Source organism: Streptomyces sp. NPDC051217, assembly GCF_044455465.1.
Lineage (GTDB): Bacteria > Actinomycetota > Actinomycetes > Streptomycetales > Streptomycetaceae > Streptomyces.
Genome location: NZ_JBITEV010000020.1, coordinates 35,803 through 56,797 on the forward strand (window position 1 = coordinate 35,803; position 20,995 = coordinate 56,797).

Annotated in this window: 21 protein-coding genes; 13 read left to right on the forward strand and 8 right to left on the reverse strand. The window is 70.5% G+C overall.

All coding sequences use genetic code 11. The features are described from left to right. Nucleotides 1-43 precede the first annotated feature (43 nt). On the reverse strand, nucleotides 44-277 hold the full coding sequence (locus ACIBBB_RS32335; protein WP_398988353.1) for a hypothetical protein: 234 nt from the start codon (nucleotides 275-277) through the stop codon (nucleotides 44-46). 6 nt (nucleotides 278-283) lie between these two features. Here ACIBBB_RS32335 and ACIBBB_RS32340 point away from each other — a divergent pair, with 6 nt between their 5' ends. Beyond that, complete coding sequence (locus tag ACIBBB_RS32340) at nucleotides 284-502, forward strand: hypothetical protein (RefSeq protein ID WP_398988355.1); 219 nt, start codon at nucleotides 284-286, stop codon at nucleotides 500-502. Between the two features lie 40 nt (nucleotides 503-542). Here ACIBBB_RS32340 and ACIBBB_RS32345 read toward each other — a convergent pair whose 3' ends face one another. Then, on the reverse strand, nucleotides 543-1,799 hold the full coding sequence (locus ACIBBB_RS32345) for an RNA polymerase sigma factor (protein ID WP_398988523.1): 1,257 nt from the start codon (nucleotides 1,797-1,799) through the stop codon (nucleotides 543-545). A gap of 154 nt (nucleotides 1,800-1,953) precedes the next feature. Next, the gene (locus ACIBBB_RS32350; RefSeq protein WP_398988357.1) at nucleotides 1,954-2,370 is read right to left on the reverse strand and encodes a YciI family protein; all 417 of its coding nucleotides are present in this window, start codon (nucleotides 2,368-2,370) and stop codon (nucleotides 1,954-1,956) included. 312 nt (nucleotides 2,371-2,682) lie between these two features. Here ACIBBB_RS32350 and ACIBBB_RS32355 point away from each other — a divergent pair, with 312 nt between their 5' ends. Genes ACIBBB_RS32355 through ACIBBB_RS32365 form a run of 3 tightly spaced genes read left to right on the forward strand, consistent with a single transcriptional unit; the run spans nucleotide 2,683 to nucleotide 5,267 of the window. Then, nucleotides 2,683-3,429: an SDR family oxidoreductase gene (locus ACIBBB_RS32355; protein ID WP_398988359.1), complete on the forward strand. Its 747-nt coding sequence runs from the start codon at nucleotides 2,683-2,685 to the stop codon at nucleotides 3,427-3,429. Between the two features lie 55 nt (nucleotides 3,430-3,484). After that, a complete protein-coding gene (locus ACIBBB_RS32360; protein ID WP_398988361.1) occupies nucleotides 3,485-4,489 on the forward strand; it encodes an SDR family oxidoreductase in 1,005 nt (334 codons plus the stop codon). Between the two features lie 34 nt (nucleotides 4,490-4,523). Next, a complete protein-coding gene (locus tag ACIBBB_RS32365; RefSeq protein WP_398988363.1) occupies nucleotides 4,524-5,267 on the forward strand; it encodes a TetR/AcrR family transcriptional regulator in 744 nt (247 codons plus the stop codon). Between the two features lie 53 nt (nucleotides 5,268-5,320). Here the strand turns inward: ACIBBB_RS32365 and ACIBBB_RS32370 are convergent, their stop codons facing one another. After that, nucleotides 5,321-6,040, reverse strand: a complete 720-nt coding sequence (locus ACIBBB_RS32370) for a hypothetical protein (RefSeq protein ID WP_398988365.1) — start codon at nucleotides 6,038-6,040, stop codon at nucleotides 5,321-5,323. Between the two features lie 230 nt (nucleotides 6,041-6,270). Here ACIBBB_RS32370 and ACIBBB_RS32375 point away from each other — a divergent pair, with 230 nt between their 5' ends. The 4 genes from ACIBBB_RS32375 (at nucleotide 6,271) to ACIBBB_RS32390 (ending at nucleotide 10,623) form a co-directional block, all read left to right on the forward strand. Further along, nucleotides 6,271-7,218 (forward strand): hypothetical protein, encoded by a 948-nt coding sequence (locus ACIBBB_RS32375; protein ID WP_398988367.1) that lies wholly within the window; start codon nucleotides 6,271-6,273, stop codon nucleotides 7,216-7,218. Continuing rightward, complete coding sequence (locus ACIBBB_RS32380; protein WP_398988369.1) at nucleotides 7,215-8,231, forward strand: hypothetical protein; 1,017 nt, start codon at nucleotides 7,215-7,217, stop codon at nucleotides 8,229-8,231. Before ACIBBB_RS32375 ends, ACIBBB_RS32380 begins: the two co-directional genes overlap by 4 nt. 11 nt (nucleotides 8,232-8,242) lie before the next feature. After that, nucleotides 8,243-8,758 carry a hypothetical protein gene (locus ACIBBB_RS32385; protein ID WP_398988371.1) on the forward strand — a complete coding sequence of 172 codons (516 nt, stop codon included), beginning with the start codon at nucleotides 8,243-8,245 and terminating at the stop codon, nucleotides 8,756-8,758. A 116-nt stretch (nucleotides 8,759-8,874) separates the two neighbouring features. Further along, nucleotides 8,875-10,623 (forward strand): asparagine synthetase B family protein, encoded by a 1,749-nt coding sequence (locus ACIBBB_RS32390; RefSeq protein WP_398988373.1) that lies wholly within the window; start codon nucleotides 8,875-8,877, stop codon nucleotides 10,621-10,623. Nucleotides 10,624-10,850: 227 nt separating this feature from the next. Here the strand turns inward: ACIBBB_RS32390 and ACIBBB_RS32395 are convergent, their stop codons facing one another. From ACIBBB_RS32395 to ACIBBB_RS32405, 3 genes are all read right to left on the reverse strand, one after another. Continuing rightward, entirely contained in the window at nucleotides 10,851-11,486 is a 636-nt protein-coding gene (locus tag ACIBBB_RS32395) for a hypothetical protein (protein WP_398988375.1), read from the reverse strand. Between the two features lie 66 nt (nucleotides 11,487-11,552). Beyond that, complete coding sequence (locus tag ACIBBB_RS32400) at nucleotides 11,553-12,716, reverse strand: NAD-dependent formate dehydrogenase (RefSeq protein WP_398988377.1); 1,164 nt, start codon at nucleotides 12,714-12,716, stop codon at nucleotides 11,553-11,555. Between the two features lie 114 nt (nucleotides 12,717-12,830). After that, entirely contained in the window at nucleotides 12,831-13,787 is a 957-nt protein-coding gene (locus ACIBBB_RS32405) for a LysR substrate-binding domain-containing protein (protein ID WP_398988379.1), read from the reverse strand. A 168-nt stretch (nucleotides 13,788-13,955) separates the two neighbouring features. Here ACIBBB_RS32405 and ACIBBB_RS32410 point away from each other — a divergent pair, with 168 nt between their 5' ends. After that, complete coding sequence (locus ACIBBB_RS32410; RefSeq protein WP_398988381.1) at nucleotides 13,956-16,679, forward strand: NACHT domain-containing protein; 2,724 nt, start codon at nucleotides 13,956-13,958, stop codon at nucleotides 16,677-16,679. Nucleotides 16,680-16,706: 27 nt separating this feature from the next. On the opposite strand, the gene ACIBBB_RS32415 is transcribed toward ACIBBB_RS32410, so the two are convergent. Then, nucleotides 16,707-17,501 (reverse strand): class I SAM-dependent methyltransferase, encoded by a 795-nt coding sequence (locus ACIBBB_RS32415; protein ID WP_398988383.1) that lies wholly within the window; start codon nucleotides 17,499-17,501, stop codon nucleotides 16,707-16,709. A gap of 252 nt (nucleotides 17,502-17,753) precedes the next feature. On the opposite strand from ACIBBB_RS32415, the gene ACIBBB_RS32420 reads away from it, so the two are divergent. From ACIBBB_RS32420 to ACIBBB_RS32435, 4 genes are all read left to right on the forward strand, one after another. After that, nucleotides 17,754-18,983 (forward strand): sensor histidine kinase, encoded by a 1,230-nt coding sequence (locus tag ACIBBB_RS32420; RefSeq protein ID WP_398988525.1) that lies wholly within the window; start codon nucleotides 17,754-17,756, stop codon nucleotides 18,981-18,983. After that, nucleotides 18,980-19,714 carry a response regulator gene (locus ACIBBB_RS32425; protein ID WP_398988385.1) on the forward strand — a complete coding sequence of 245 codons (735 nt, stop codon included), beginning with the start codon at nucleotides 18,980-18,982 and terminating at the stop codon, nucleotides 19,712-19,714. Before ACIBBB_RS32420 ends, ACIBBB_RS32425 begins: the two co-directional genes overlap by 4 nt. A gap of 133 nt (nucleotides 19,715-19,847) precedes the next feature. Continuing rightward, nucleotides 19,848-20,267: a CoA-binding protein gene (locus tag ACIBBB_RS32430; protein WP_398988387.1), complete on the forward strand. Its 420-nt coding sequence runs from the start codon at nucleotides 19,848-19,850 to the stop codon at nucleotides 20,265-20,267. Nucleotides 20,268-20,549: 282 nt separating this feature from the next. Next, nucleotides 20,550-20,828: a hypothetical protein gene (locus ACIBBB_RS32435; RefSeq protein WP_398988389.1), complete on the forward strand. Its 279-nt coding sequence runs from the start codon at nucleotides 20,550-20,552 to the stop codon at nucleotides 20,826-20,828. The last annotated feature ends 167 nt before the right edge of the window (nucleotides 20,829-20,995 follow it).

The following is a 20,995-nucleotide window of genomic DNA, read 5'->3' on the forward strand; positions in this document are numbered from 1 at the left end:
ACGCGCTGAAGAAGTCCGGGCAGTTGATGGTCGTACAGGACAACTACGAGGCGTCGTGCGACTCCGAGGACGACCACCAATACACCGATACGCGCGACAAGTTGGTGCCGGACGGCACGTTGCGCTTCCGTTCCTTCCACGACGAGCGGCAGCCGAGGGCGGACTGCGAGCTGTTCCCGCGGGTCTGCGCCGCTCCGGCCTCGCTGCGGAAGAAGTTCGAGGCACGGGGCGGGTCGAGCTGTACGACGGCACGCTCGTACTGGCCGCCGGGATCCACCGGGTCATGGACGACGGGGCCCTGCCGGAGCCGGGCGGGAAGGACGAGGAACCCGAGCGCGCGCGGGTCGCGCTGCGGAAGGCCATGGAGGCCGTCGACGTCAAGGGGCTGCTCGGCCGGTACCGCTTCAAGGACCATCAGGCGCTGGAGCGGCCCGTGTGGATCGACATGCGCGAGCAGGGCAAGTGGAAGCAGTTGGGGACGGTCGGCAGCCTCAACGGCTGAACGGTTTCGTGTATTCGCGGACGCGCGGAGGGCCGGGCAGTCAGGAGCGCAGGCGTGCCGCCCGCATCAACAGGTAGCGCGTCTCCGGGACGCTGAGCGTGCGCTCGGCCGCCAACTGGTAGGCGGCCAGGGCTCCTTCCTTGTCGCCCGCCTTCTCCAGCAGATGCGCCCGCACCGCGTCGAGCCGGTGGTGCCCCGCCAACTCCTCCCCAAGCTGCTTGAGTTCGGCGAGTCCGGCCTCCGGCCCGTGCGCCATCGCGACGGCAACGGCCCTGCTCAGCGCGGCCATCGGCTCGGGGCCGGGAGCGCGGCGCAGCAACTCGTCGTACAGAGCCACGATCTGGGGCCAGTCGGTCTCCTCGGCGCTCGCCGCCTCGTCGTGCAGCGCGGCGATGGCGGCCTGCAACTGGTAGGCCCCGGCGGGCCCTTGGGACAGGGCCTCCTCGACCAGCGCCGTACCTTCGTCGATCGCGGCGCGGTCCCAGCGGGTGCGGTCCTGCTCGTCCAGGGGGATGAGTTCGCCGTGTGGTCCCGTGCGGGCCGCGCTCCGCGCCTCTGTGAGCAGCATCAGCGCGAGGAGGCCGGTCACCGCGCCCTCCGTCGGCAGCAGCCGCCGTATGGCTCGCATGAGCCGGATCGCCTCGTGCGCGAGGTCCGCGCGGTGCAACGTGCTGCCGGAGGTGGCCGTATGGCCCTCGTTGAAGATCAGGTAGAGCACCTGGAGCACGGTGGCGAGCCGGCGGTCGCGGTCCTCCGGCCCCGGCTGCCGGAAAGGCACGCCCTTGATCTTCTGCTTCGCCCTGCTGATCCGCTGCGCCATCGTCGCCTCGGGCACCAGATGGGCGCGGGCGATCTCGGCGGTGGTGAGACCGCCGACGGCGCGCAGGGTGAGCGCGGTTCGCCCGGCGGCGGGCAGTTCGGGATGGCAGCAGAGGAAGAGCAGGGTGAGAGTGTCGTCCTCCGAGGGGGCGCGGCTCTCCCCGGGCGGCGGTGCGGTGAAGGCGTCCCTGGGGGTGAGCGCGGCGGCGCTCTCCTCGCGCCTTCGCCGCGCCTCTTCGCTGCGGAGCTGGTCCACGAGGCGGCGGGAGGCGGTCTTGATCAGCCAGCCGCGGGGGTTGTCGGGGCGGCCGGCGGCGGGCCACTGCTGGGCGGCGGCGATGAGCGCTTCCTGTACGGCGTCCTCGGCGAGGTCGAAGTGGCCGTAGCGGCGGACGAGCGCGCCGAGGACCTGCGGCGCGTTTCGGCGCAGCAGGTCCTCGATCGCGGTGGGGCCGGTCGGTGGGGTCGCACTGTTCATGCGGCTCGTACCGTCCGTGCGGCTCGCACCGTCATCGGTGTCGTCGTTCGTGCGGCCGTCTGTTCCGTCGTCCGCGCCGTCGTCCGCGCTGGTGTCCGTGCCGTGGTTCACACCGCGTATTACACCCCGGGCGTACCGAGGTGCGCGCGGTGTCTCAGCCATCCACCCCCGGACCGTCCGGGATGGGCCGGATGACGACGGGGTAGACCGGGACGCCCTCGGGCTGGGGGCACGCCGCGACGCGCGCGGCGATCTCGGTGACCCGCTCCAGGCTCGGGCAGTCGAGCACCCAGTAGCCGGCGAGCAGTTCCTTCGTCTCGCCGTACGGTCCGTCCGTGATCACGGGCTTGCCGTCCTTGTCCGCGCTGACGAAGCGAGTCTGCGAGGGCGCGGCCAGGCCGTTCGCGTCGACCAGTTCACCGGACTCGGCGAGGTCGTTGTTGATCTCCCCCATGAAGGCGAACATCGCCTGCATGTCCTTCTCGCTCCAGGCCGGGCTGTGCTCGGACGCCTTGCCGTTCATGGCGTCGTAGTCGGCCTGGGAACCCTGGACCATCACCAGATACTTCATGACTTCACTCCTTATTTCTGTGCTGTCGCCTCTTCCGGGCAACTCTCACAGGGGACGTCGGAGCCGATGACGGGTTCTCGACAGCTCAGGGGATTTTTTTTCGAATCACTCTGTCGGGCCCCGTAGCCGCAGGTCGGCGGCGAGGGGCGTAGCGGGCTCGCCGGAGACGGCGTAGCGATGTTACGGGAGAGGGTAGCGATGTTACGGCAGATCTGTTAGCGTCGTTGTTGTCGCGAGGCGGAGACCGCTATCCCGGTCGAAGCCCCGCTAGTCACGTCGGTACATCGGTACATCGATACAGGGAGCAACGTCATGAGCGAGCAGTCGAGCGCGGCGCGTCGAGTAGTGATCGTCACCGGAGGGTCGCGCGGCATAGGCCGGGAGAGCGCGCAGCGCCTGGCGGCCGACGGACACGCCGTCGTTGTCAACTACGCGGGGAATCAGGCGGCGGCGGAGGCGACGGTGGCCGCCATCACCGAGGCGGGCGGGACGGCCATCGCCTTCCGCGCCGACGTGGCGGACGAGGTCGCGGTGTCGGCGCTGTTCGACGCGGCGGAGGAAGCCTTCGGAGGTGTCGACGTCCTCGTGCACGCGGCGGGTGTCATGTCCGTCACGCCGCTGGTCGACACCGAGCTGGACGCGCTGGACCGGATGCACCGCACCAACATCCGCGGCACGTTCGTGGTCGACCAGCAGGCCGCGCGCCGACTGCGGAACGGCGGGGCGATCGTCAACTTCTCCAGCTCGGTGCTGGGCCTTGCCTTCCCGGGATATACGGCGTACGCGGCCAGCAAGGGCGCGGTCGAGGCGATGACGCTGATCCTGGCCAGGGAGCTGCGCGGACGCGACATCACCGTCAACGCGGTGGCGCCGGGGCCGACGGCCACGGACCTGTACCTGGAGGGAAAGGACGAGGAGACCATCGCGGGGATGGCCGCCCAGGCACCGCTCGAGCGGCTCGGCCGGCCGGAGGACATAGCCGAGGTCGTCTCCTTCCTCGCCGGGCCGGCCCGTTGGGTCAACGGCCAGGTTCTCCGTGCCAACGGCGGCATCATCTGAGGCCGCTCGTGTCAGGCACCCCACCGATTCTTCCGACCGATCGAGGAGTTCCGTCATGAGTGACACCGCGAAGACCGCGAAGACCATTGTGATCACGGGAGCCGGTTCCGGCTTCGGAGCGCTTGCCGCTCGTTCTCTCGCCCGCGCCGGGCACACCGTCTACGCCGCGATGCGCAACACCGCGGGCCGTAACGCGGACCGGGTCGCCGAGGCGCACGCGTACGCCTCCGAGCACGGAGTGGACCTCCGTACGGTGGAGCTGGACGTGCTCTCCCAGGAGTCCGCCGACGCCGCCACAGCCACCGTGCTGGCCGAGGCCGGCGGGCTCGACGTGATCGTGCACAACGCGGGGCATATGGTCACCGGGCCCACCGAGGCGTTCACGCCGGAGGAGCTGATGGCCGTCTACGACACGAACGTGCTCGGCACCCAGCGCGTCAACAGGGCCGTACTGCCTCATCTGCGCGCCCAGCGGCACGGGTTGGTCCTGTGGATAGGTTCCACGTCGAGTCGCGGCGGCACCCCGCCCTATCTCGCTCCGTACTTCGCCGCGAAGGCCGCCATGGACTCCCTCGCCGTCTCGTACGCCGCCGAGCTGGCCCGCTTCGGCATCGAGACCAGCATCGTGGTGCCCGGCTCCTTCACCACCGGCACCAATCACTTCATCACCGGCGGGCACCCGTCGGAGCAGACCGTCGTCCCCGCTTACGAGGAGCGGTACGCGGGTCTCATGGACCAGGTCGCGCTGCGCCTGGCCGAGCTCGCGCCGGCTGACGCCGACGTGTCGCAGGTCGCCGACGCCATTGTCTCGGTTGTGGACGCCCCGTACGGCTCGCGGCCGTTCAGGGTCCATGTGGACCCGGCGAACGACGGCTCCGAAGAGGTCAGCCGGGTCGCGGACCGAATAAGGGCAGAGTTCCTCACCCGTATCGGCCTCGCCGACCTCCTCGCTCCACATGCGGCCCCGGACACCGCCGCGGTGGTCGCGTCTCCCGCCGCGTCCGACGCCACGTCCGACGCCGCTCCCGGCCTCGCTCCTGTGTCGCTGCGTCATGAGTAACAGCGCTACGGTGCCCTTGATACGGTCGTCCGCCATGAGCACACGAGCGCGGATCCTCGAAGTCGCGGCACGACTGGTCGCCGAGTCGCCCAACGGAGACGTCTCCACCCGGGCCGTGTGCGACGCCGCGCAGGTGGGTGCCCCGGCGCTCTACCGGCACTTCGGTGACAAGGAAGGGCTGCTGTCCGCGGTCGTGGACTACGGCTTCGACAAGTATCTGGAGACCAAGCGGGAGCGGACCCCGCAGGACGATCCCATAGAGGATCTGCGCAACGGCTGGGACAGCCACGTGGAGTTCGCGCTGGACAACCCGAATCTGTACCGGCTGATGTACTCCCCCGCGATGCGTACGCCCCCGGCGGCGGCCCTGGAGTCGCACGAGATCCTCACCAGGGACCTTCGGCGGGCCGCGGCGGACGGCAAGTTGAGTCTGGCGCCCGAGGCCGCTGCCCAGGTCGTCATGTCGGCCAACGTCGGGGTGGCGCTGATGCTCGTCGCCCGTCCCTCGACCTTCACCGACAGGGACACCTCCCGGCGGGTCCGCGACGCCGTGCACGCCACCGTCTTCACCCCGGAAGTGATGGCGGAGCGCGCGGGCCGGCCCACGAAAAGGACTCAACTGCCCGCGGCGGCGGCCCAGTTGAACGTCCTGCTGGGGCGGTCGGGTGAGTCGGGGCTCAGCACCGCCGAAATGGCCCTGATGACGGAGTGGCTGCGCCGGCTCTCCACGACCTCGACAGCGTCCACGACCTCGACGGTCGCCGAAGGCGGCGGCTAGCGGTTCAAGCACGCCGGCGAGACCCCCCTCGGCATCTGTCCCGCGGCCGCAGGTCAGGTGGGCAGATCCGCGCAGGTGTCCGAAGCGGGGAGTTCGTCCGCCAGGAATACCGTCTGCGCCATCATCTTGTACCCGGTCATCTTCTCGCGGAATGTCTCCACGGACTCCTCGGGGTGCACGGAATCGATCACGGCGTGCTCGCCGACGGCGTTGAACTGGTGGCTGACGCCGCGCGGGATCTGCATGTCCACGAAGGAGCAGGGCGGCACGACCAGGTTGTAGCGGGTCCGCACCACACCCGGCGGAGTGTCGGGCAGCGTGTCCTCGAAGGACCGCAACGTGAAGGGAGTTACCCCGGTGACACCGGTGATCTCGAACGGGGAGAGGCTGCTCACCCGGATCCGCGTATCCGGGCCCGTCATCATCCGCACGAATCGCAGACCGGTATGCAGATGCATACGGGAGCAGACACCGCGCTCCTCCACATTGTAGAAGTCCATCAGATAGCGGTCCGCGAAGAAGTCGTCGAAGGGCGCTTCGAGCATATAGACGTCGCCCTCCTCGAAAGTCTGGAAACGGGTTATCCCGTCCTTGTCCATCGTCGTCGCCGATTCGCTTCTCTTCGCGTCTCTCACGACTTTCGTGAAGGCGTTCACCACGACGAGGGCGATGTCCGAGGGGAGTTGAAGGACCGGCGTGACCACGTTCCTTGCCGCGTCCTTGAATTCGGCGACGTCGTGGACCTCGTTCTCCGCGTTCGCCTCACGTTTCATTCGCGTACCTGAATTGGACATCTGAATCAAGCTCCGTCGTCTAGAATCTCTCCGTTCGGCACAACGAAACCATGTGCTTCTCAGGGCAGTTGGAGGGGGCCGTCGTGATCTGCCCGCACTGTGGCAAAGACGCTCGCTACCGGGACCGAGGGAACGGGATGTGCCCGGTCTGCAAGCGCGCGTTCGCCCTCGAACCGAAAGAGAACAAGCTCCGCCTGCATGACGTCCGGATGCGGAAGCTCATCGAGAAGCTCGGCAACGGCGAAGGGCTGCGCTACACGCCCACCCAGCTCTACTACGCGGCCGCTCGCAACCGAACTCCCGCCGCGAACGCCATGTACGGATGTACCGCCGTCGGCCTGCTGGTGCTCGGGGTGATCGCCTCTTGGGTGATCATCGGTGTCTCCGGATTCGCCCCGGACGTGATCCGGGGCACCCTCACGGTCGCGGGCGTCTTCGTCGTACTGGTTGTCGTGCTGACGATCCGCGGTGCCCGCCGCGCCAAGAGGACCGGCAAGGTTGATGTGCCGATGCCGTTCGGGGACTTCAAGACCTCGGTGATAGACCGCTGGACCGCCGTCTACGGCAAGCCACCGGCCGGGCTGGCGCCCGAGGGAAGCAGGCTGTACCCCCTGGTCCCGGCCGGCCAGGCGCCGAAGCTGGTTCTCCTCTGTCCGGACTCCACCGTGCTGGCCTGCCTCGTGCTGAACGGCGCGCACGAGAAGCACTCCCTCGCCTTGGTGCAGTCCGTGCACCAGCTCGCGAGGATATCCAGCGACCCGGATCCGTCCGGCGGAGCGGGTCCGGTGGGGATAGTCCTGCATGACGCCAGCCCGGCCGGGCTCGGCTTCGCGTCCGCGGCCAGGGCCGCGCTCGGTGACCGGGTGGTGGTCGCCGGGATGTTGCCGCGCACCGTGAAGGACAACCCTCACGCCGTACGGCTGAGGAGTCCGCTGGGCCCCGCGGATCTGGAGGCCGTCCGTGCCACGTCGTCGGGGCTCACCGAGGCGGAGGCCGACTGGTTGTCCCGTGGCTGGTGGTCGCCGATCGCCTCCGTGACGCCGGCGAAGCTGCTGGCCGTGCTCGCGCGGGCGGTGGACCGGGCGGAGGGGATAGCCGACCCCGACCGGGGGCGTGCGCAGCAGGTCGGGTTCCTCACCTGGCCGACGGCGTCATGAGCGACACGGGCCACCTCACGGACACGGGCCACACGGCGGACGGCGGGCACACGGACATTGGACACGCGACGGACTCCGGGCACGCAGGGCCGGCGGGACAGGCAGGGCAGGCGGGGCAGATGCGGCGGGCGTTCCTCGACCGCGTGCTGCGTACGGCGGTCGAGAAGGCCGCCGCGCCCGGCCAACTGCACTTCACCGAGCGGCAGTTGTACTACGAGGTGTGCCGGGTGCTGCTGCCGTGGCACCGGGCGCCCCGGCGTACGCACTTCACGTCGGCCCCCGCGCTGACCTACGGCGCCTTCCTGGCCGCGCTGCACCGCCTCGGCCCGGACTCGGTGGACGGCCTCCTGCCGCCCGTCGTGCCCGGGCCCCCGCGGGTGGCCGGGCTGCACACTCCGGAATCTGACCTGTTCGACTACGGCCTGCCGAGGCTGCTGGTGTGCGAGTCCGACGACATCGCCGCCATGCTGCGGGCCAACGCGGTGCCGATGGAGTCGGCCTGCCCGGTCTACGGCGCCTCCGAACTGCCCCTTGACCCCGGGGTGTTGAGGATGCTCACGCTGGCCGAGAAGGCGACGGTCTACCTTCTGCACGACGCGAGCGCGCACGGGCTCACCTTCCCCGCGCGGTTCGCCCGGTCCGTCGACGTACCGGACGGGGTGCGGGTCGTCCCGCTGGGGCTGCGGCCCCGGCAGGCGGGGGCACTCCATCTGGTCCACGGGCGTGGTCCGGAGTACGCGGCGATACCCGGGCACTGGCCGGGTCCCGCGGCGGCCTCTGGTGCCGGTGCCGCCTCCGGTGCGGGAGCCGCTCCGGGGCTCGCGTCCGTCCTCAGCCGCTGGGAGCGCGACTGGCTGCGGCGCGGCAGATTCGTGGAGCTGGCCGCCGTGAATCCGGCGTCACTGGTCCGTACGGTGCACCGTCTCGTACGGGAAGTGCGCGCGCCCCGCTCACAGTTGACCGAACTTCGTCAGGTACGCCAGGCGGGTTTCCTGAGCTGGCCCTCCGCATGAGAGGAACCGCAGTGCCGCAGCCGCACAGGCGGGAGATCACCTACAGCGACGAGCTGCTCGCCGACCGCACGGTCCACCGGCGCTATTCGGACGGCCGCCAGGAGTGGCGCAGCGCCGACAGCGCGAGCCGTCGCCTCGTGCGGTGGCGGAACGAACGCGGTGCTTCGGGCAGCGACGAGCTGCTGGGCCGGCGGATCGTCAAGCGGGTGTACGCGGACGGGCGCCCGGCGATCTACGGCAGGGAGGCCGGTTACGGCCGGACGCTGTGGAGCGACGGGGTGCTGACGGTCAACCGGACCTCGTTCGGCGGCCGGCTGGGCACCGTCCTGGGCGCGGTGACCGCCGGTGTCGTCCTCGGCACGCCGGCCATGCCGCCCACCTCCCTCACCCCGGAAGAGGAGGAGGAGATGCGCCGCCAGGCCGAGGCGAGCGCGTCGGGCGGCGACGGTGGGGGCGCCGGGGACGCCGGTTACGGGGACTGGGACGACGGTTCCGCCGACAGCGACAGCGACGACGACTTCGGCTGACCGGGGACGACGGGCGGTGGGCGACGGGCGGTGGGCCACATCGGTCCGGGGCCACGTGGCGCCGGACCGATCACGCCGATCGCCGCGCCGGGAACACGAGAGGAAGAGGAAACACGATGTCCCGCTGGTGTGCGTGTCTGACCGACGACGACGCGGCCGGGCAGGTGGCGGCCATGGGTGGCCGGCCCGTGCCGACGCGGGCGGGGCACCATGCGCTGGGGCTGCTCGACGGGCCCGGCGCCGCCGAAGGGCCGTACCGGGTGGGCGACGTGTACGCGATCGGCGAGGTCACGCTCCACAACGCGCCCGAACTCCGCGCCCGGCTCGGTTCGGCCGGTGCCGAGGGCATCGCCGGTGACTGCTCGGACGGTGAGCTGCTCCTGCGTGCCTACGTCAGGTTCGGCACCGCCGGACTGGCCGCCGCCGACGGCATGTTCGCCCTCGCCATCGTCGACCGGGACGAACTCGTCCTCGTACGCGACCACATGGGCGCCCGTACCCTCTTCCACGCCCGCGCCGGCAGCGGCGAGCGGGCCGCGTGGGCGGCCTCCACCTCCCTGCGGTCGCTCCAGCGCTGGCCCGCGCTCGACACCGGGCTGCATCTGCCGGCGGTCAGGTCGTTCCTCACGTTCGCGTATCTGCCGGGCAGGGAGACCCTGTTGCGCGGGATCCACGAAGTGCTGCCGGGCCGGTGCGTACGGCTGAAGGCGGACGGTTCCACGGTGGAGGAGACGTACTGGGAGCCGGCCGAGGTGGCCGACGAGCGTCCGGCGGCCGAACACGCCCGGGAGCTGCGCGGGTTGCTGGAGTCCGCCACCGCGCGGCGGCTGCCGGTCGCCGAACCGGTCGGAGTGCTGCTCTCCGGCGGTGTCGACAGCAGCCTGGTCACCGCGCTCGCCGCCAAACTGCACGACCAGGCCGTCCGGTCGTACTCGATCAGCTTCGGCGGCGACGCCCCGAACGAACTCGCCTACTCCGGGCTGGTCGCCGCCCACTGCCACACCGAGCACCAGGTCCTGACCGTGCCCGGCGAGGCGGTCGCGGCGCGGCTGCCGGAGACCGTCGCGCTGCTGGACAGTCCGGTCGGCGACCCGCTCACCGTGCCCAACCTGATGCTCGCCGAGGCGGTGGCGGCGGACGGTATGAGCGTGGTGCTCAACGGGGAGGGCGGCGACCCGGTCTTCGGCGGCCCCAAGAACCTGCCGATGCTCATCCACGAACTGCTGCGTGACGAGGCGGGAGTGGACTCGCGGGCACGGGCCTACGTGGACTCGTACCGCAAGTGCCACGCCGACCTGCCCGTACTGCTGACTCCCGGTGTGCTGGCCGAGCTGGCGGACGCGCCGCCGGTGACGGACCTGCTGGCGCCGTATCTGGCACAGGGGCAGATGAAGAGCCTGCTCAACCAGTTGCTCCACACCAACCTGCGGACCAAGGGCGCCCACCACATCCTCACCAAGGTGGAGCGCATCACCGCCTCGCAGGGGCTGGAGGGCCGCGCCCCGCTGTTCGACCGCGCGGTCGTCGACCACGCGTTCCGCGTGCCGCCCCGGCTGAAGCTCGCGGGGACGAGCGAGAAGTGGATCCTCAAGGAGGCGGTACGGGACCTGCTGCCGCCGACGATCGTGGACCGGCCCAAGAGCGGGATGCGGGTACCGGTCCAGCAGTGGCTGGACGGGCCCCTGCGCGAGCTGGGCCACGACCTGCTGCTCGGCAGGTCGGCGCGGGCCCGTGGCCTGTTCCGTGAAGACACGATCCGGTCCTGGCTACGGAGGGAGGGGACGCTGCTGCCGCGCCAGGGAGGCAAGTTGTGGCTGGTCCTCACGCTGGAGCTGTGGCTGCGCTCGTTCGAGGTCGGGGCGTAACGGGGCGTAACGGGGCGGGGAGCGGCGCGTCGGGCCGGAGGTTCGAGGAATCGCCTCTCCTCGACCCACCAACTGGCCTCTTTCGCACCGCTGCTGGAGATCAGCGGGCTCAGGAACGCTTCCCTGAGCGACTACGTCACACGGCATGTTCCCGACGGGGCCGAGGTGAAGGCGGAGTTGAAGGCGCGCGGGGTGAACGCCTGAGCGTTCGGAGCGGCGGACGCTCCTCACTCCTCCTGTGCCCTCGCCCAGGCGAGGTAGTCGGCGACCACCTCGGGCGGGTTCGCGGCCTCGGCGAGCTCCGGTTCGTAGCCGGCCCGGTACATGTCGAACGGCACGATCGGCACGGGGCGGCCGAGGACTTCGGTGAGTTTGCCGCTCTCGTGCAGATGGCGGGCGAGGCCGACGCAGGCGTCGTCGAAGTGCGTGGTCAGAAGCTCGTCCAGCCGATCCCGCTCCTCGTCGTCCCCATCGTCGTCGGCCTCCGTGTCCTCGTACCACAGGCCGAGTTCTCTGATCTCGGCGAGATGCAGGGCGGCCCCGACCGGATCGTCCGCCGGGTCGAGGCCGTGGCCGATGATGCCCGCCGGTTCGTCCAGAGGCCAGTACGCGTAACTCCACCGCACCTCGCCCGGATCGCCGTCATCGCCGTCATCGCCGGCCGGATCGCGGAGCCGGGCGGACTCGCGCCGTACCCCGCTCTCGGTCTGGTAACCGATCTCAAGATTCGGATAGCGGCAGTCGAACGAGTCGATCCGCCAGATCTTGAACGAGACCACATAGATCTCCGGCCTGAGCGGCGCTGGAAGCGCCTCCAGCGCCCGCTCCCCGGCCAACCGCGTGTGCTCCTGGAACGCCGTCATGCGCGCACGATCGCATATGACGGCGAGCCGGAGAGCGCCGGGCCCGGCCGGTAGGTCCCCCGTGTGTCAGCTCTCCTTCGTGGAGTACGAGTGCGCGCCCGTGCCGGCGAGCGCACCGCCTTCCACGATCAGGTACTCGTCGCGGATGGGGTTCCCCGCGAAGTACGACTCAAGGATCTCCCGCGTACCGGCCGCGTACCGCGCCTGCGCGGAGAGCGACGAGCCCGAGATGTGCGGTGTCATCGCGTGGTGCGGCATGGTGCGCCACGGATGGTCCGCCGGCGCGGGCTGCGGGTACCAGACGTCGCCGCCGTAACCCGCGAGCTGACCGCCGCGCAGCGCGCGGTCGACGGCGTCGCGGTCGACGATCTTCGCGCGGGCGGTGTTGATGAGGTACGCGCCACGCTTCATCGTCCCGATGAGCTTGTCGTCGAACAGGCCCTCGGTCTCGGGGTGCAGCGGCGCGTTGATGGTGACGACGTCGCAGTGCGGCACCATGGCGGCGGTCGACTCGTGCCAGGTGAGGTTGAGTTCCTGCTCGACGGCCTCCGGCAGGCGGTGGCGGTCGGTGTAGTGGAGCCCCACGTCGAAGGGGGCGAGGCGGCGCAGGACGGCGAGCCCGATGCGACCGGCGGCGACGGTGCCGACCTGCATGCCCTCCAGGTCGTACGAGCGCTTGACGGCGTCCGCGATGTTCCAGCCGCCGTCGAGCACGATTTGGTGCGAGGGGATGAAGTTGCGTACGAGACCGAGCACCGTCATCACCACGTGCTCGGCGACGCTGATGCTGTTGCAGTACGTCACCTCGGCGACGGTGACGCCGTGCGTGATGGCGGCGTCCAGGTCGACGTGGTCGGAGCCGATACCCGCGGTGACCGCGAGCTTCAGGTTCTTGGCGGTGGCGATGCGCTCGGCCGTCAGGTACGCCGGCCAGAACGGCTGCGAGATCACGATGTCCGCGTCGACCAGCTCGCGGTCGAAGACCGAGCCCGCGCCTTCCTTGTCGGACGTGACGACGAGGGTGTGGCCGCGGCTCTCCAGGAAGGAGCGGAGGCCGAGTTCACCGGAGACGCTGCCCAGCAGCCGGCCGGGGGTGAAGTCGGTGCCCTCGGGGGTGGGGGTGGTCTGGCCGCCGGGGTAGTGGTCGATGACCGGGAGGTCGTCGCGGGCGTAGGTGGTGGGCTGTCCGTCGGTCGGGTCGTCGTACAGCACACACAGGATCTTGGCCATGGCGTTGCGGCTCCTCGTCCGTTGCTGCGGAGTGCTTCGGAAGGTGCCTCTTACGGTGGGTCCCGGCGTGGACCCTGGTCAAAGCGACTGTTTCTATGCCCGGATAGGCGCCGGCTATCGCTCGGGCCGCGGGTCCGAGGCGTCGGCCGGCGCGAGATACGTGTCGAGCAGGCCGTCCAGCACCTCGCGCAGGCTCACCCGCCGCGCGGTCTCCAACAGCGCCTTCGCGAGCACCGGTTCGGGGCTGCGGTCGGCGATGACCAGACCCACGCGCGGGCCGTGCGCGGGGTGCACGAGCGGGACCACGCGCATCGTCTCGGGGACTCCGAACATATGCAGCCAGGCGTGGGAGATCACGCTCGACCACCGGCCCGCCGCCATGTGCGTGTAGAGGCCGGCGACGGTGTCGGTCTCGATCGCCGGGGTGACGCTCGCGCCTTCGGCGGCGAAGTACTCGTCCATGATGCGGCGGTTGCGCATCTGCTGAGACAGCAGGCACAGAGGCAGCCCGGCGACCTCGGCCCAGCGCACCGACCGGTGCTCGGCGAGCGCGCTGTCGTGGGGGGTGAGCAGCAGATACCGCTCCTCGTACAGCGGTGTCCTGCGTACCTGGCGCAGGCTCTCGTCGTCCAGATACGTGAGCGCGATGTCCAGCTCGAAGGAGGTCAGCCGCCGCGTGATGTCGCGTGACGACAGCGACTCCAACGAGACACGTACGAGCGGGTGTTGCTCGCAGAAGGGGGTGGTGAGGAGGGACGCGGCCGTCAGCGCGGTGGGGATGGCGCCCAGCCGCAGCGTGCCGGTGAGGCCGCCGCGCATGACCGACAACTCGTGTTGCAGCGCGTCGCGTTCGGCGAGGATCCGGTGCGCCCAGAGCAGCACGCGCTCGCCCTCGGGCGTGAGCCCTTCGAAGCGCCGGCCGCGGCGCACGATGGGCACGCCCAGTTCGTGCTCCAGCTTGCGTATCGCGGCGGAGAGCGAGGGCTGTGACACGAAGCAGGCGTCGGCGGCGCGCGCGAAGTGGCGCTCACGGGCGAGCGCGACGAGGTACTCCAGTTGCCGCAGCAGCACGACGGATCGCTCCCTTCCGCCCTCGACGGGCGGGTCCCGGCCATCCTCACGTACGGGGAGCGGTTGCGGTACGGGTCGGTTCCGACCGGCGCCCGGACGAGGTTGCGGCAAACCCGGCGCCGGGCCGATTTCGGTGGATACCCTGATCAGCCAGCGGAGGGAGCGATCATGGATCCGGCAGTCACCACCGCACGGCTCGCGTCGAGCATCGTAATACCGTTGATCAAGAAGCTGTTCGTGAGGGACGGGCCCGGCGCCGGGATGGTCGACCGGCCGGTACGGATATCGGGACTGGTCAGTTTCCGTGGCGAGAAGCGCACCCTGTCCGACAAGGACCTGCACAAGCTCGCCGCCGAGCTCGTCCGGCGCGCCGTCGATCCGGTCGGGCCCGGGGAGCGGCCGGTGCCGCCCGACGAGGACGAGACCGTCGCGCTGGCCCTGGCCCGTACGCTGCACTGCCTGGGCGACCTCGACATGGAGGACGTACAGGCCGTCCAACTCGGCCCGCAGGCGCTCGCCCGCGCGTTACAGGCGGTCGAACCGAACGCCACCCGCGATCTGTCGGCCGACGCCACCGGCCTGTACGACGCGCTGCTGGAGACCGCGTGCCTGTACATCCTGCACTTCTTCACGCAGCGCTCGACCTTTGTGGCACGCACGCTCGTACGGCACACCGCGACCCTGGCCGAAACCGTCGCCAAGACCGACGAGTTACTGAAGCGGGTGCCCTCCCGGTTCACCCAGGACGCGCTCTTCGAGGCGCGGTACGCGGCGCACATCACGCACAAGTACGGCATGTTGATGATCTACGGCATCGACCTCACCAACTCGCCCGAACAGTGGCCCCTGGACGCCGCCTACTTGAGCCTGGAGGCGGGCTTCGCACGCGAGGCGCGGCACGCCCCGATCCGGTCAGAACCCGCGTCGATCCGGGCCGAACACGCCTTCCACGGGCGGGACCGGGTCCTCCTGCGCGGCGAGGCCGGGTCGGGGAAGACCACGCTGGTGCAGTGGATGGCCGTCACGGCGGCGCGGCAGGACAGGGGCCTTCTCAACGACGGTGGCGCGCCGCTCGCGCCGTTCGTGGGCCGGATCCCGTTCGTGCTGCCCATCCGCTCGCTGACCAGGCAGGACGGTGAACTGCCCACGCCCGAGCACTTCCTCAGCCGGATCCGCAGCCCGCTCGCCGGCGCGCAGCCCCAGGGCTGGACGGACCGGGTGCTGGCCGCGGGGCGTGGCCTGATCCTCATCGACGGCATCGACGAGACACCCGAGAAGGTCCGGGAGCGCACCCGCCGCTGGCTCCAGGATCTGCTCGGCGCGTATCCGGGCAATCTGTGGCTGGTCACCTCGCGTCCGTCGGCGGTACGGGGGCGCTGGCTGGCGGCCGAGAAGTTCGCCGAGCTGTCACTGGCGCCGATGAGCCGCAGCGACGTGCACGCCTTCATCCACCGCTGGCACAACGCGGCGCGCAGCGTGACCGATGACGACGAGCAGCGCGATCTGCTCGACGCGTACGAGGCGTCGCTCGGCGCCGCGGTCCGCATCAAGCAGGACCTCGCCAGGCTCGCCACGAACCCGCTGATGTGCGGCCTCATCTGCGCGCTGCACTGCGACCGGCGCGGCTATCTGCCGCACGCGCGCAAGGAGTTGTACGAGGCGGCGCTGTCGATGTTGCTCTCGCGCCGTGACCGGGAGCGCGACATGGCGTCCCCGGACGGTGTCGAGCTGACGGAGGGGCCGAAGATACGGCTGCTCCAGCGCCTCGCGTACAAGTTCATCCTCAACGGCAAGGCGGAGCTCGACCGCAGCCACGCGGAGCGGATCATCGCCGACACACTGCCCGGTGTGCCCGTCGCGGCGGCTCAGGGCGACGCGTCCACGATCTTCCGTCATCTGCTGCTGCGCAGCGGGCTGTTGCGGGAGCCGGCGGTCGGTTCGATCGACTTCATCCACCGGACGTTCCAGGACTACCTCGGCGCGAAGGCGGCGGTGGAGGAGGGGGACATCGCGCTCCTGGTGATGCGGGCCGCCGAGACGCAGTGGGAGGACGTCATCCGTATGGCGGCGGCGCACGCGAGGCCGCAGGAGTGCGCGCAGTTCCTCCTCGACATCGCGCGCCGCGGGGACATGGCGCTCTCGCCGTACCGCCGTAACCAGTTCCATCTGGTGGCCGCCGCCGCGCTGGAGCACGCGACCGAACTCGAACCGCGCGTACGCGAGGAGATCAGCGCCCGCACGGCGGCGCTCATCCCGCCGAAGACCTACTCGGAGGCCTCGGACCTGGCGGCGATCGGCGCGATCGCACTCGAACTGCTGCCAGGCCCGGCCGGACTCACCGACTCCCAGTGCCTGTTGACGGTCCAGACGGCCGTCCTGATCGGCGGGGACGCGGCGATCCCGCTGTTGAGCGAGTACCGCGACCACGACTACGCGCCGGTGCGCCAACTGCTGGCCTCCGCGTGGCACCGGTTCGACACCGGTTCCTACGTGGAGGGCGTCCTGGCCGGACTGATCGAGGACGACGTCTACTTCGAGGTCACCACCCACGAGGAACTCACGGCCCTGCGCACCCTCCGGAGCCGTCGGCGCCTTCGCGTGTCCGACGGCTTCACCTCGGCCGATCTGTCCCGCGAGGTACGCCCGGACAGCCTGACCCATCTGTGGCTGCCGGGCTCCCTGTCGCCCAACTGGTTCTGGCTCTCCTCGTTCCCGCACCTCCACACCCTGACGCTGGCGCCCTGCCAGGACCCGATCGACCTCTCGTCCCTGGCGGCGCACCCGGCTCTGCGTACGGTGCGGCTGGTGGTGGAGCAGAAGACGACGGGCGGCGAGCACGTGGCGGACCGGATGGAGGTGGTCGAGGTTCCGGCCAGGGACCTGACCTGGTGAGCGGGAGCTCACGCCGGGGACGCGACCTCAGCGGCCGTGGCGGCGGTCCGGGCCGTGGGTGACGCGGATCTTCGACTGGCCGTGCGGCAGGTCCTCCCAGTCGGTCATGAAGCGGGCCGTCAGGCCGTGCCGCTCGGCCAGGGCGGTCAGTGTCTCGGTGCGGTAGTAGAAGTCCTCCCGCAGTACCTGGTGTTCCTTGCCCTCGGTGCGGTCGAAGGTGAAGTCGAACCAGCCGCCGGGCGCCAGCACCCGGCCCACGTGGGCCAGGCACTCGTCGATCACCGGGAGCGGTGAGTGCGAGAAGACGCTGTGCGCGTGGACCACGTCGAAGTGGGCGTCGGGGAGGAAGCTCAGCTTCAGGTCGCGGACCGGGGTGAGGGTGGGGAGGCGGTCCTGGAGGCCGTGGCGCACCAGGGTGTCCTGGGCGGCGGCGAGTATGTCGGGGGAGATGTCGATGCCGTAGTAGTGCCCCGGCTCCAGGTGGCCGATGAACCGCCAGCCCGCGCGGAGGTTGCCGCAGCCGATCTCCAGCATGCGGTGTTCGGGGCGCAGGCCGTGGCCGAGGAGGTAGTCGAACTGCATGGATCCGAGGGCCAGCCACCGCTCGTGGCTACGGCTGCCGACGGCCGCGTTCGGGTCGGCGCGGGTGTCGGAGCGCATGACGGCGCGGTAGTACGAGATGTGGTCCGGCCAGCGGTGGCGCAGCCAGGTGTCGCGGGCGGCGCGGGCCAGGTAGCGCGGCGCCCGGTCGGGGTGGCGCAGCGCGTAGGCGAGACGGTGGGTGAGGGCGGCGCGGTTGGCGGTCAGGTTCTTCGCGGGCATCTGTCGGATCCCTTGCGTTTGCGGAGGCGTTGTCATCAGCCTCGGGCCGGTCGCGGAGTGGTGGGTACGGCGAACCGGCCCCGGTTCGCGAGTCGTACGGGCGACAGCCGTGTCAACCGATCGGCTGATGCGGCACCGTGGCGGACACGTTAGGACTGGGGTGAGCGGGGCGCTCACCAGGTCGAGGGAGAGGTAGCGGTGCGAGTGACGACGACGAGGTCCGATCCCGACCGACGGTGGCTCACCGCCGTCATGGACGCCGCGTTCGTCCTGCTCCTGGGCGCCTCGCTCGCGCGGTATCTGATCCGGCACGAGGGCGGGACGCACACCCACTGGGTCGTGGGCCTGTTCATGGTGTTCGGGCTGCTCTATCTCGCCGGACGGTTCCTGGCGCCCGCACCACGCTCCGGTACGCGCCCCGAGGCCCGGTATCTCGCGTGGGTGGGCGCCGTGCTGGCGGTCTGGGTCGTGCTGCTCGCGCTCGCGCCGAGCGCCGCGTGGTGCGCGATGCCGCTCTTCTTCACCGGCCTGCACACCCTGTCGACGCGGACGGCGGTGTCGCTCGCCGCCGTACTGACCCTGCTGGTCGTGGCGTCCAAACTGCGCTTCGCACAGGGCCAGTTCGACCCGAACGCGCTGCTCGCCCCGCCCGCCGTCGCCGCCGTCGGGACCGCCGTACTGATCCATCTCAAACGTCAGGCCGCCCGGCAGCGCGTCCTGATCGACGACCTCCTCCGTACGCGCCGAGACCTCGCCGCCACCGAACGCCGGGCGGGGATCCTCGCGGAGCGGCAGCGGCTGTCCACAGAGATCCACGACACCCTCGCGCAGGGCCTGTCCAGCCAGCAGATGCTGCTCCAGGCCGCCGAACGCGTCTGGCACGCGGACCCGGAGGCGGCGCGGGGACATATGCGGGACGCGGCCGAGATCGCGTCCCGGAGCCTCGCCGAGGCACGCAGGTTCGTGCACGACCTGGCCCCGGCCGACCTCGCCGAGAGCACACTCGCCCCGGCGCTCGCCGCGCTCGCCGACCGCGAGAGCGGCGATGACCTGACGGTGGTCTTCCACCTCGACGGCGCCCCGAGCCCCCTGCCGGAACGGGTCGAGGCGGCGCTGCTGCGCATCGCGCAGGGCGCGCTGGCCAACGTACGCGAGCACGCCGGGGCGACCCGGGCCGCGCTGACCCTGACCTGTCTGGACGACCAGATCTCCCTGGACGTGGCGGACGACGGCCGCGGGTTCGCCGTCGGTGCGCCGCCGGGCCGCGCGGGGCGGGGGCACGGGCTGCCCGCGATGCGGGTGCGGGCACGGCAGTTGGGCGGCACGTTCGCGGTGGAGTCGGAGCCGGGCGAGGGCACGGTGGTGTCGGCGGCCGTGCCGCTGGAACCCGTATCCGTCGTACGTGTGCCCGAACCTGTGCACGTGTCCGAACTCGTACCCGTACCCGTACCCGTACCCGTACCCGACAAGGCGGTGTCATGAGCGTGAGTCCGCGACGGACCGACGAGTCCTCAACTCCCGTACGACTCCTGCTCTGCGACGACCACGCGGTGGTACGCGCCGGCCTGCGCGCGCTGTTGTCCAGCACCGACGGCATAGAGGTGGTCGCCGAGGCGGGCAGCGGCGAGGAGGCACTGGCGATGGCGGCGCGCGTACGGCCCGACGTCGTACTGATGGACCTCCAACTCGGCGACGGCATGGACGGCGTGACGGCCACCGGACACCTGCTCACGGGCGAGGCGTACGGCCCTGCGGCCGGGGGCCGGCCCCGCGTACTGGTGCTCACGATGTTCGACACGGACGCCGACATCACACGCGCCATCGAGGCGGGCGCCACTGGCTATCTGCTCAAGGCGGAACAGCCGGAGGAACTCTTCGCCGCCATCCGCGACGCGGCCTCCGGCCACACCACGCTCTCGCCCCCGATCGCCGACCGCGTCCTGGCCCAACTGCGCAGCCCGCGCCCCACCTTGTCCGTACGAGAGCTGGAAATACTCCGGCAACTGGCACGCGGCCTGGGCAATCGCGACATCGCCCGCGCCCTGTTCATCAGCGAGGCGACGGTGAAGACCCATCTGGGCCGTATCTACGCAAAGTTGGGGGTCGACACGCGCGCGGGGGCGGTGGCACTGGCGAAGGAGCAGCGGTTGCTTCCTTCAAGCACCGCCGTCCGCCGCGACACCAGAAGGCCAACGGCCGAGCGGCCCCCGTAGCTCCGCCGGCGACGGACGCGTACCGCCATCGGCGCCGCCCCCGATCCGGTCTTCTCGGTCAAACGGGAAGTTTACCGGCGCGGGTCCCTCATCCCGCCGGGCACTGCCAGGCTGTCACCGACGTTGGACCGGCATGACGGTCTACGGCGATGACGCGACGACAAGCAACATCCTGACCAACACCGGAGACACCTGGGCGGTGGTCGGCCTGTCCAACAACCCCGAACGGGCCGCCTACCGCGTGGCCGCCAAACTGCGCCGCATCGGCAAGAAGGTGGTGCCCGTGCACCCCAAGGCCGAAGCGGTGGAAGGCGAACAGGGCTACGCCTCCCTGGCGGACATCCCCTTCCCGGTGGATGTGGTGAACGTATTCGTCAACTCCGACCTGGCCGGCGCCATAGCCGACCAGGCGGTGACGCTGGGCGCCAAGGCGGTCTGGTTCCAACTGGACGTCATAGACGAGTCCGCGTACGCCCGAACACGGGCAGCGGGCCTCCAGATGGTGATGGACCGCTCGGCGGGCCGGGAGATCACCCGCCTGGGCCTGCTCTGACAAACCCCGAACCCACCCACCTAGGAGCAGCGCGGCCTCTCGCCCCCCGCCCAGAAGCCCGCCGGACCGGGCACCCCGCAGGGTGCCCGGCCGTGCGGTCGGGGCCTTCGCCGCGGGGCGGCGGAGCCAATCGTCCTGTCGGAGAGAACGCCGCGCGGGTTGTCTGAAATCGCCTGATATGTTGCGCCCCGGGCCGAAGGACTTCCACGCCGAGGAATCCAGCACCGGTAACGGTCTCGATGCGCAGGCCTTCCAAGAGATGAGCGAAGACAGGAAAATGGAATGACCGCGTCGTACGGAACGATCAACACCAGGCCCGACGGCAACGTCCTGTCCGCCACGTTCCACGCGCCGCCCATCAATCTCATCGGTCCCCGCCGTTCCTTCCGCAAGGTCCGTGACGGGCGGTTCTACGAGATGAACTACCTGATCGACGCCCAGGCAGTCCAGCAACAGCTCGGCGCCTGGCACACAGGCACCGTCACACGGCGCCGTCTCGGCCAACTGGTCGCGCCGGTTACGGCACCTCATCGCGGTCCGGCGCCCGAAGGGCCGCTCTGAGCAGGCCCTGCACGCGGAAACGCGAACCACCAACAACCTGATCAGGGACACCCGAGCCCTCGGCGAACGTGCCGCGGCCGAGCTCGAACAACGCTGGCGCACCCTGTAGCACGTCACCATCAGCCCCGGCCGGATCGGCGCCATCGCCCGTGCCGCCCTCGTCCTCA

Excerpts from the sequence above, each read along its gene's own strand:
- ACIBBB_RS32340 (WP_398988355.1), top strand. The coding sequence starts at position 284 with ATGGACGACGGGGCCCTGCCGGAGCCGGGCGGGAAGGACGAGGAACCC.
- ACIBBB_RS32345 (WP_398988523.1), bottom strand. The coding sequence starts at position 1,799 with ATGAACAGTGCGACCCCACCGACCGGCCCCACCGCGATCGAGGACCTG.
- ACIBBB_RS32350 (WP_398988357.1), bottom strand. The coding sequence starts at position 2,370 with ATGAAGTATCTGGTGATGGTCCAGGGTTCCCAGGCCGACTACGACGCC.
- ACIBBB_RS32355 (WP_398988359.1), top strand. The coding sequence starts at position 2,683 with ATGAGCGAGCAGTCGAGCGCGGCGCGTCGAGTAGTGATCGTCACCGGA.
- ACIBBB_RS32360 (WP_398988361.1), top strand. The coding sequence starts at position 3,485 with ATGAGTGACACCGCGAAGACCGCGAAGACCATTGTGATCACGGGAGCC.
- ACIBBB_RS32365 (WP_398988363.1), top strand. The coding sequence starts at position 4,524 with ATGAGCACACGAGCGCGGATCCTCGAAGTCGCGGCACGACTGGTCGCC.
- ACIBBB_RS32370 (WP_398988365.1), bottom strand. The coding sequence starts at position 6,040 with ATGAAACGTGAGGCGAACGCGGAGAACGAGGTCCACGACGTCGCCGAA.
- ACIBBB_RS32375 (WP_398988367.1), top strand. The coding sequence starts at position 6,271 with ATGCGGAAGCTCATCGAGAAGCTCGGCAACGGCGAAGGGCTGCGCTAC.
- ACIBBB_RS32380 (WP_398988369.1), top strand. The coding sequence starts at position 7,215 with ATGAGCGACACGGGCCACCTCACGGACACGGGCCACACGGCGGACGGC.
- ACIBBB_RS32390 (WP_398988373.1), top strand. The coding sequence starts at position 8,875 with ATGTCCCGCTGGTGTGCGTGTCTGACCGACGACGACGCGGCCGGGCAG.
- ACIBBB_RS32395 (WP_398988375.1), bottom strand. The coding sequence starts at position 11,486 with ATGACGGCGTTCCAGGAGCACACGCGGTTGGCCGGGGAGCGGGCGCTG.
- ACIBBB_RS32400 (WP_398988377.1), bottom strand. The coding sequence starts at position 12,716 with ATGGCCAAGATCCTGTGTGTGCTGTACGACGACCCGACCGACGGACAG.
- ACIBBB_RS32410 (WP_398988381.1), top strand. The coding sequence starts at position 13,956 with ATGGATCCGGCAGTCACCACCGCACGGCTCGCGTCGAGCATCGTAATA.
- ACIBBB_RS32415 (WP_398988383.1), bottom strand. The coding sequence starts at position 17,501 with ATGCCCGCGAAGAACCTGACCGCCAACCGCGCCGCCCTCACCCACCGT.
- ACIBBB_RS32420 (WP_398988525.1), top strand. The coding sequence starts at position 17,754 with ATGGACGCCGCGTTCGTCCTGCTCCTGGGCGCCTCGCTCGCGCGGTAT.
- ACIBBB_RS32425 (WP_398988385.1), top strand. The coding sequence starts at position 18,980 with ATGAGCGTGAGTCCGCGACGGACCGACGAGTCCTCAACTCCCGTACGA.
- ACIBBB_RS32430 (WP_398988387.1), top strand. The coding sequence starts at position 19,848 with ATGACGGTCTACGGCGATGACGCGACGACAAGCAACATCCTGACCAAC.
- ACIBBB_RS32435 (WP_398988389.1), top strand. The coding sequence starts at position 20,550 with ATGACCGCGTCGTACGGAACGATCAACACCAGGCCCGACGGCAACGTC.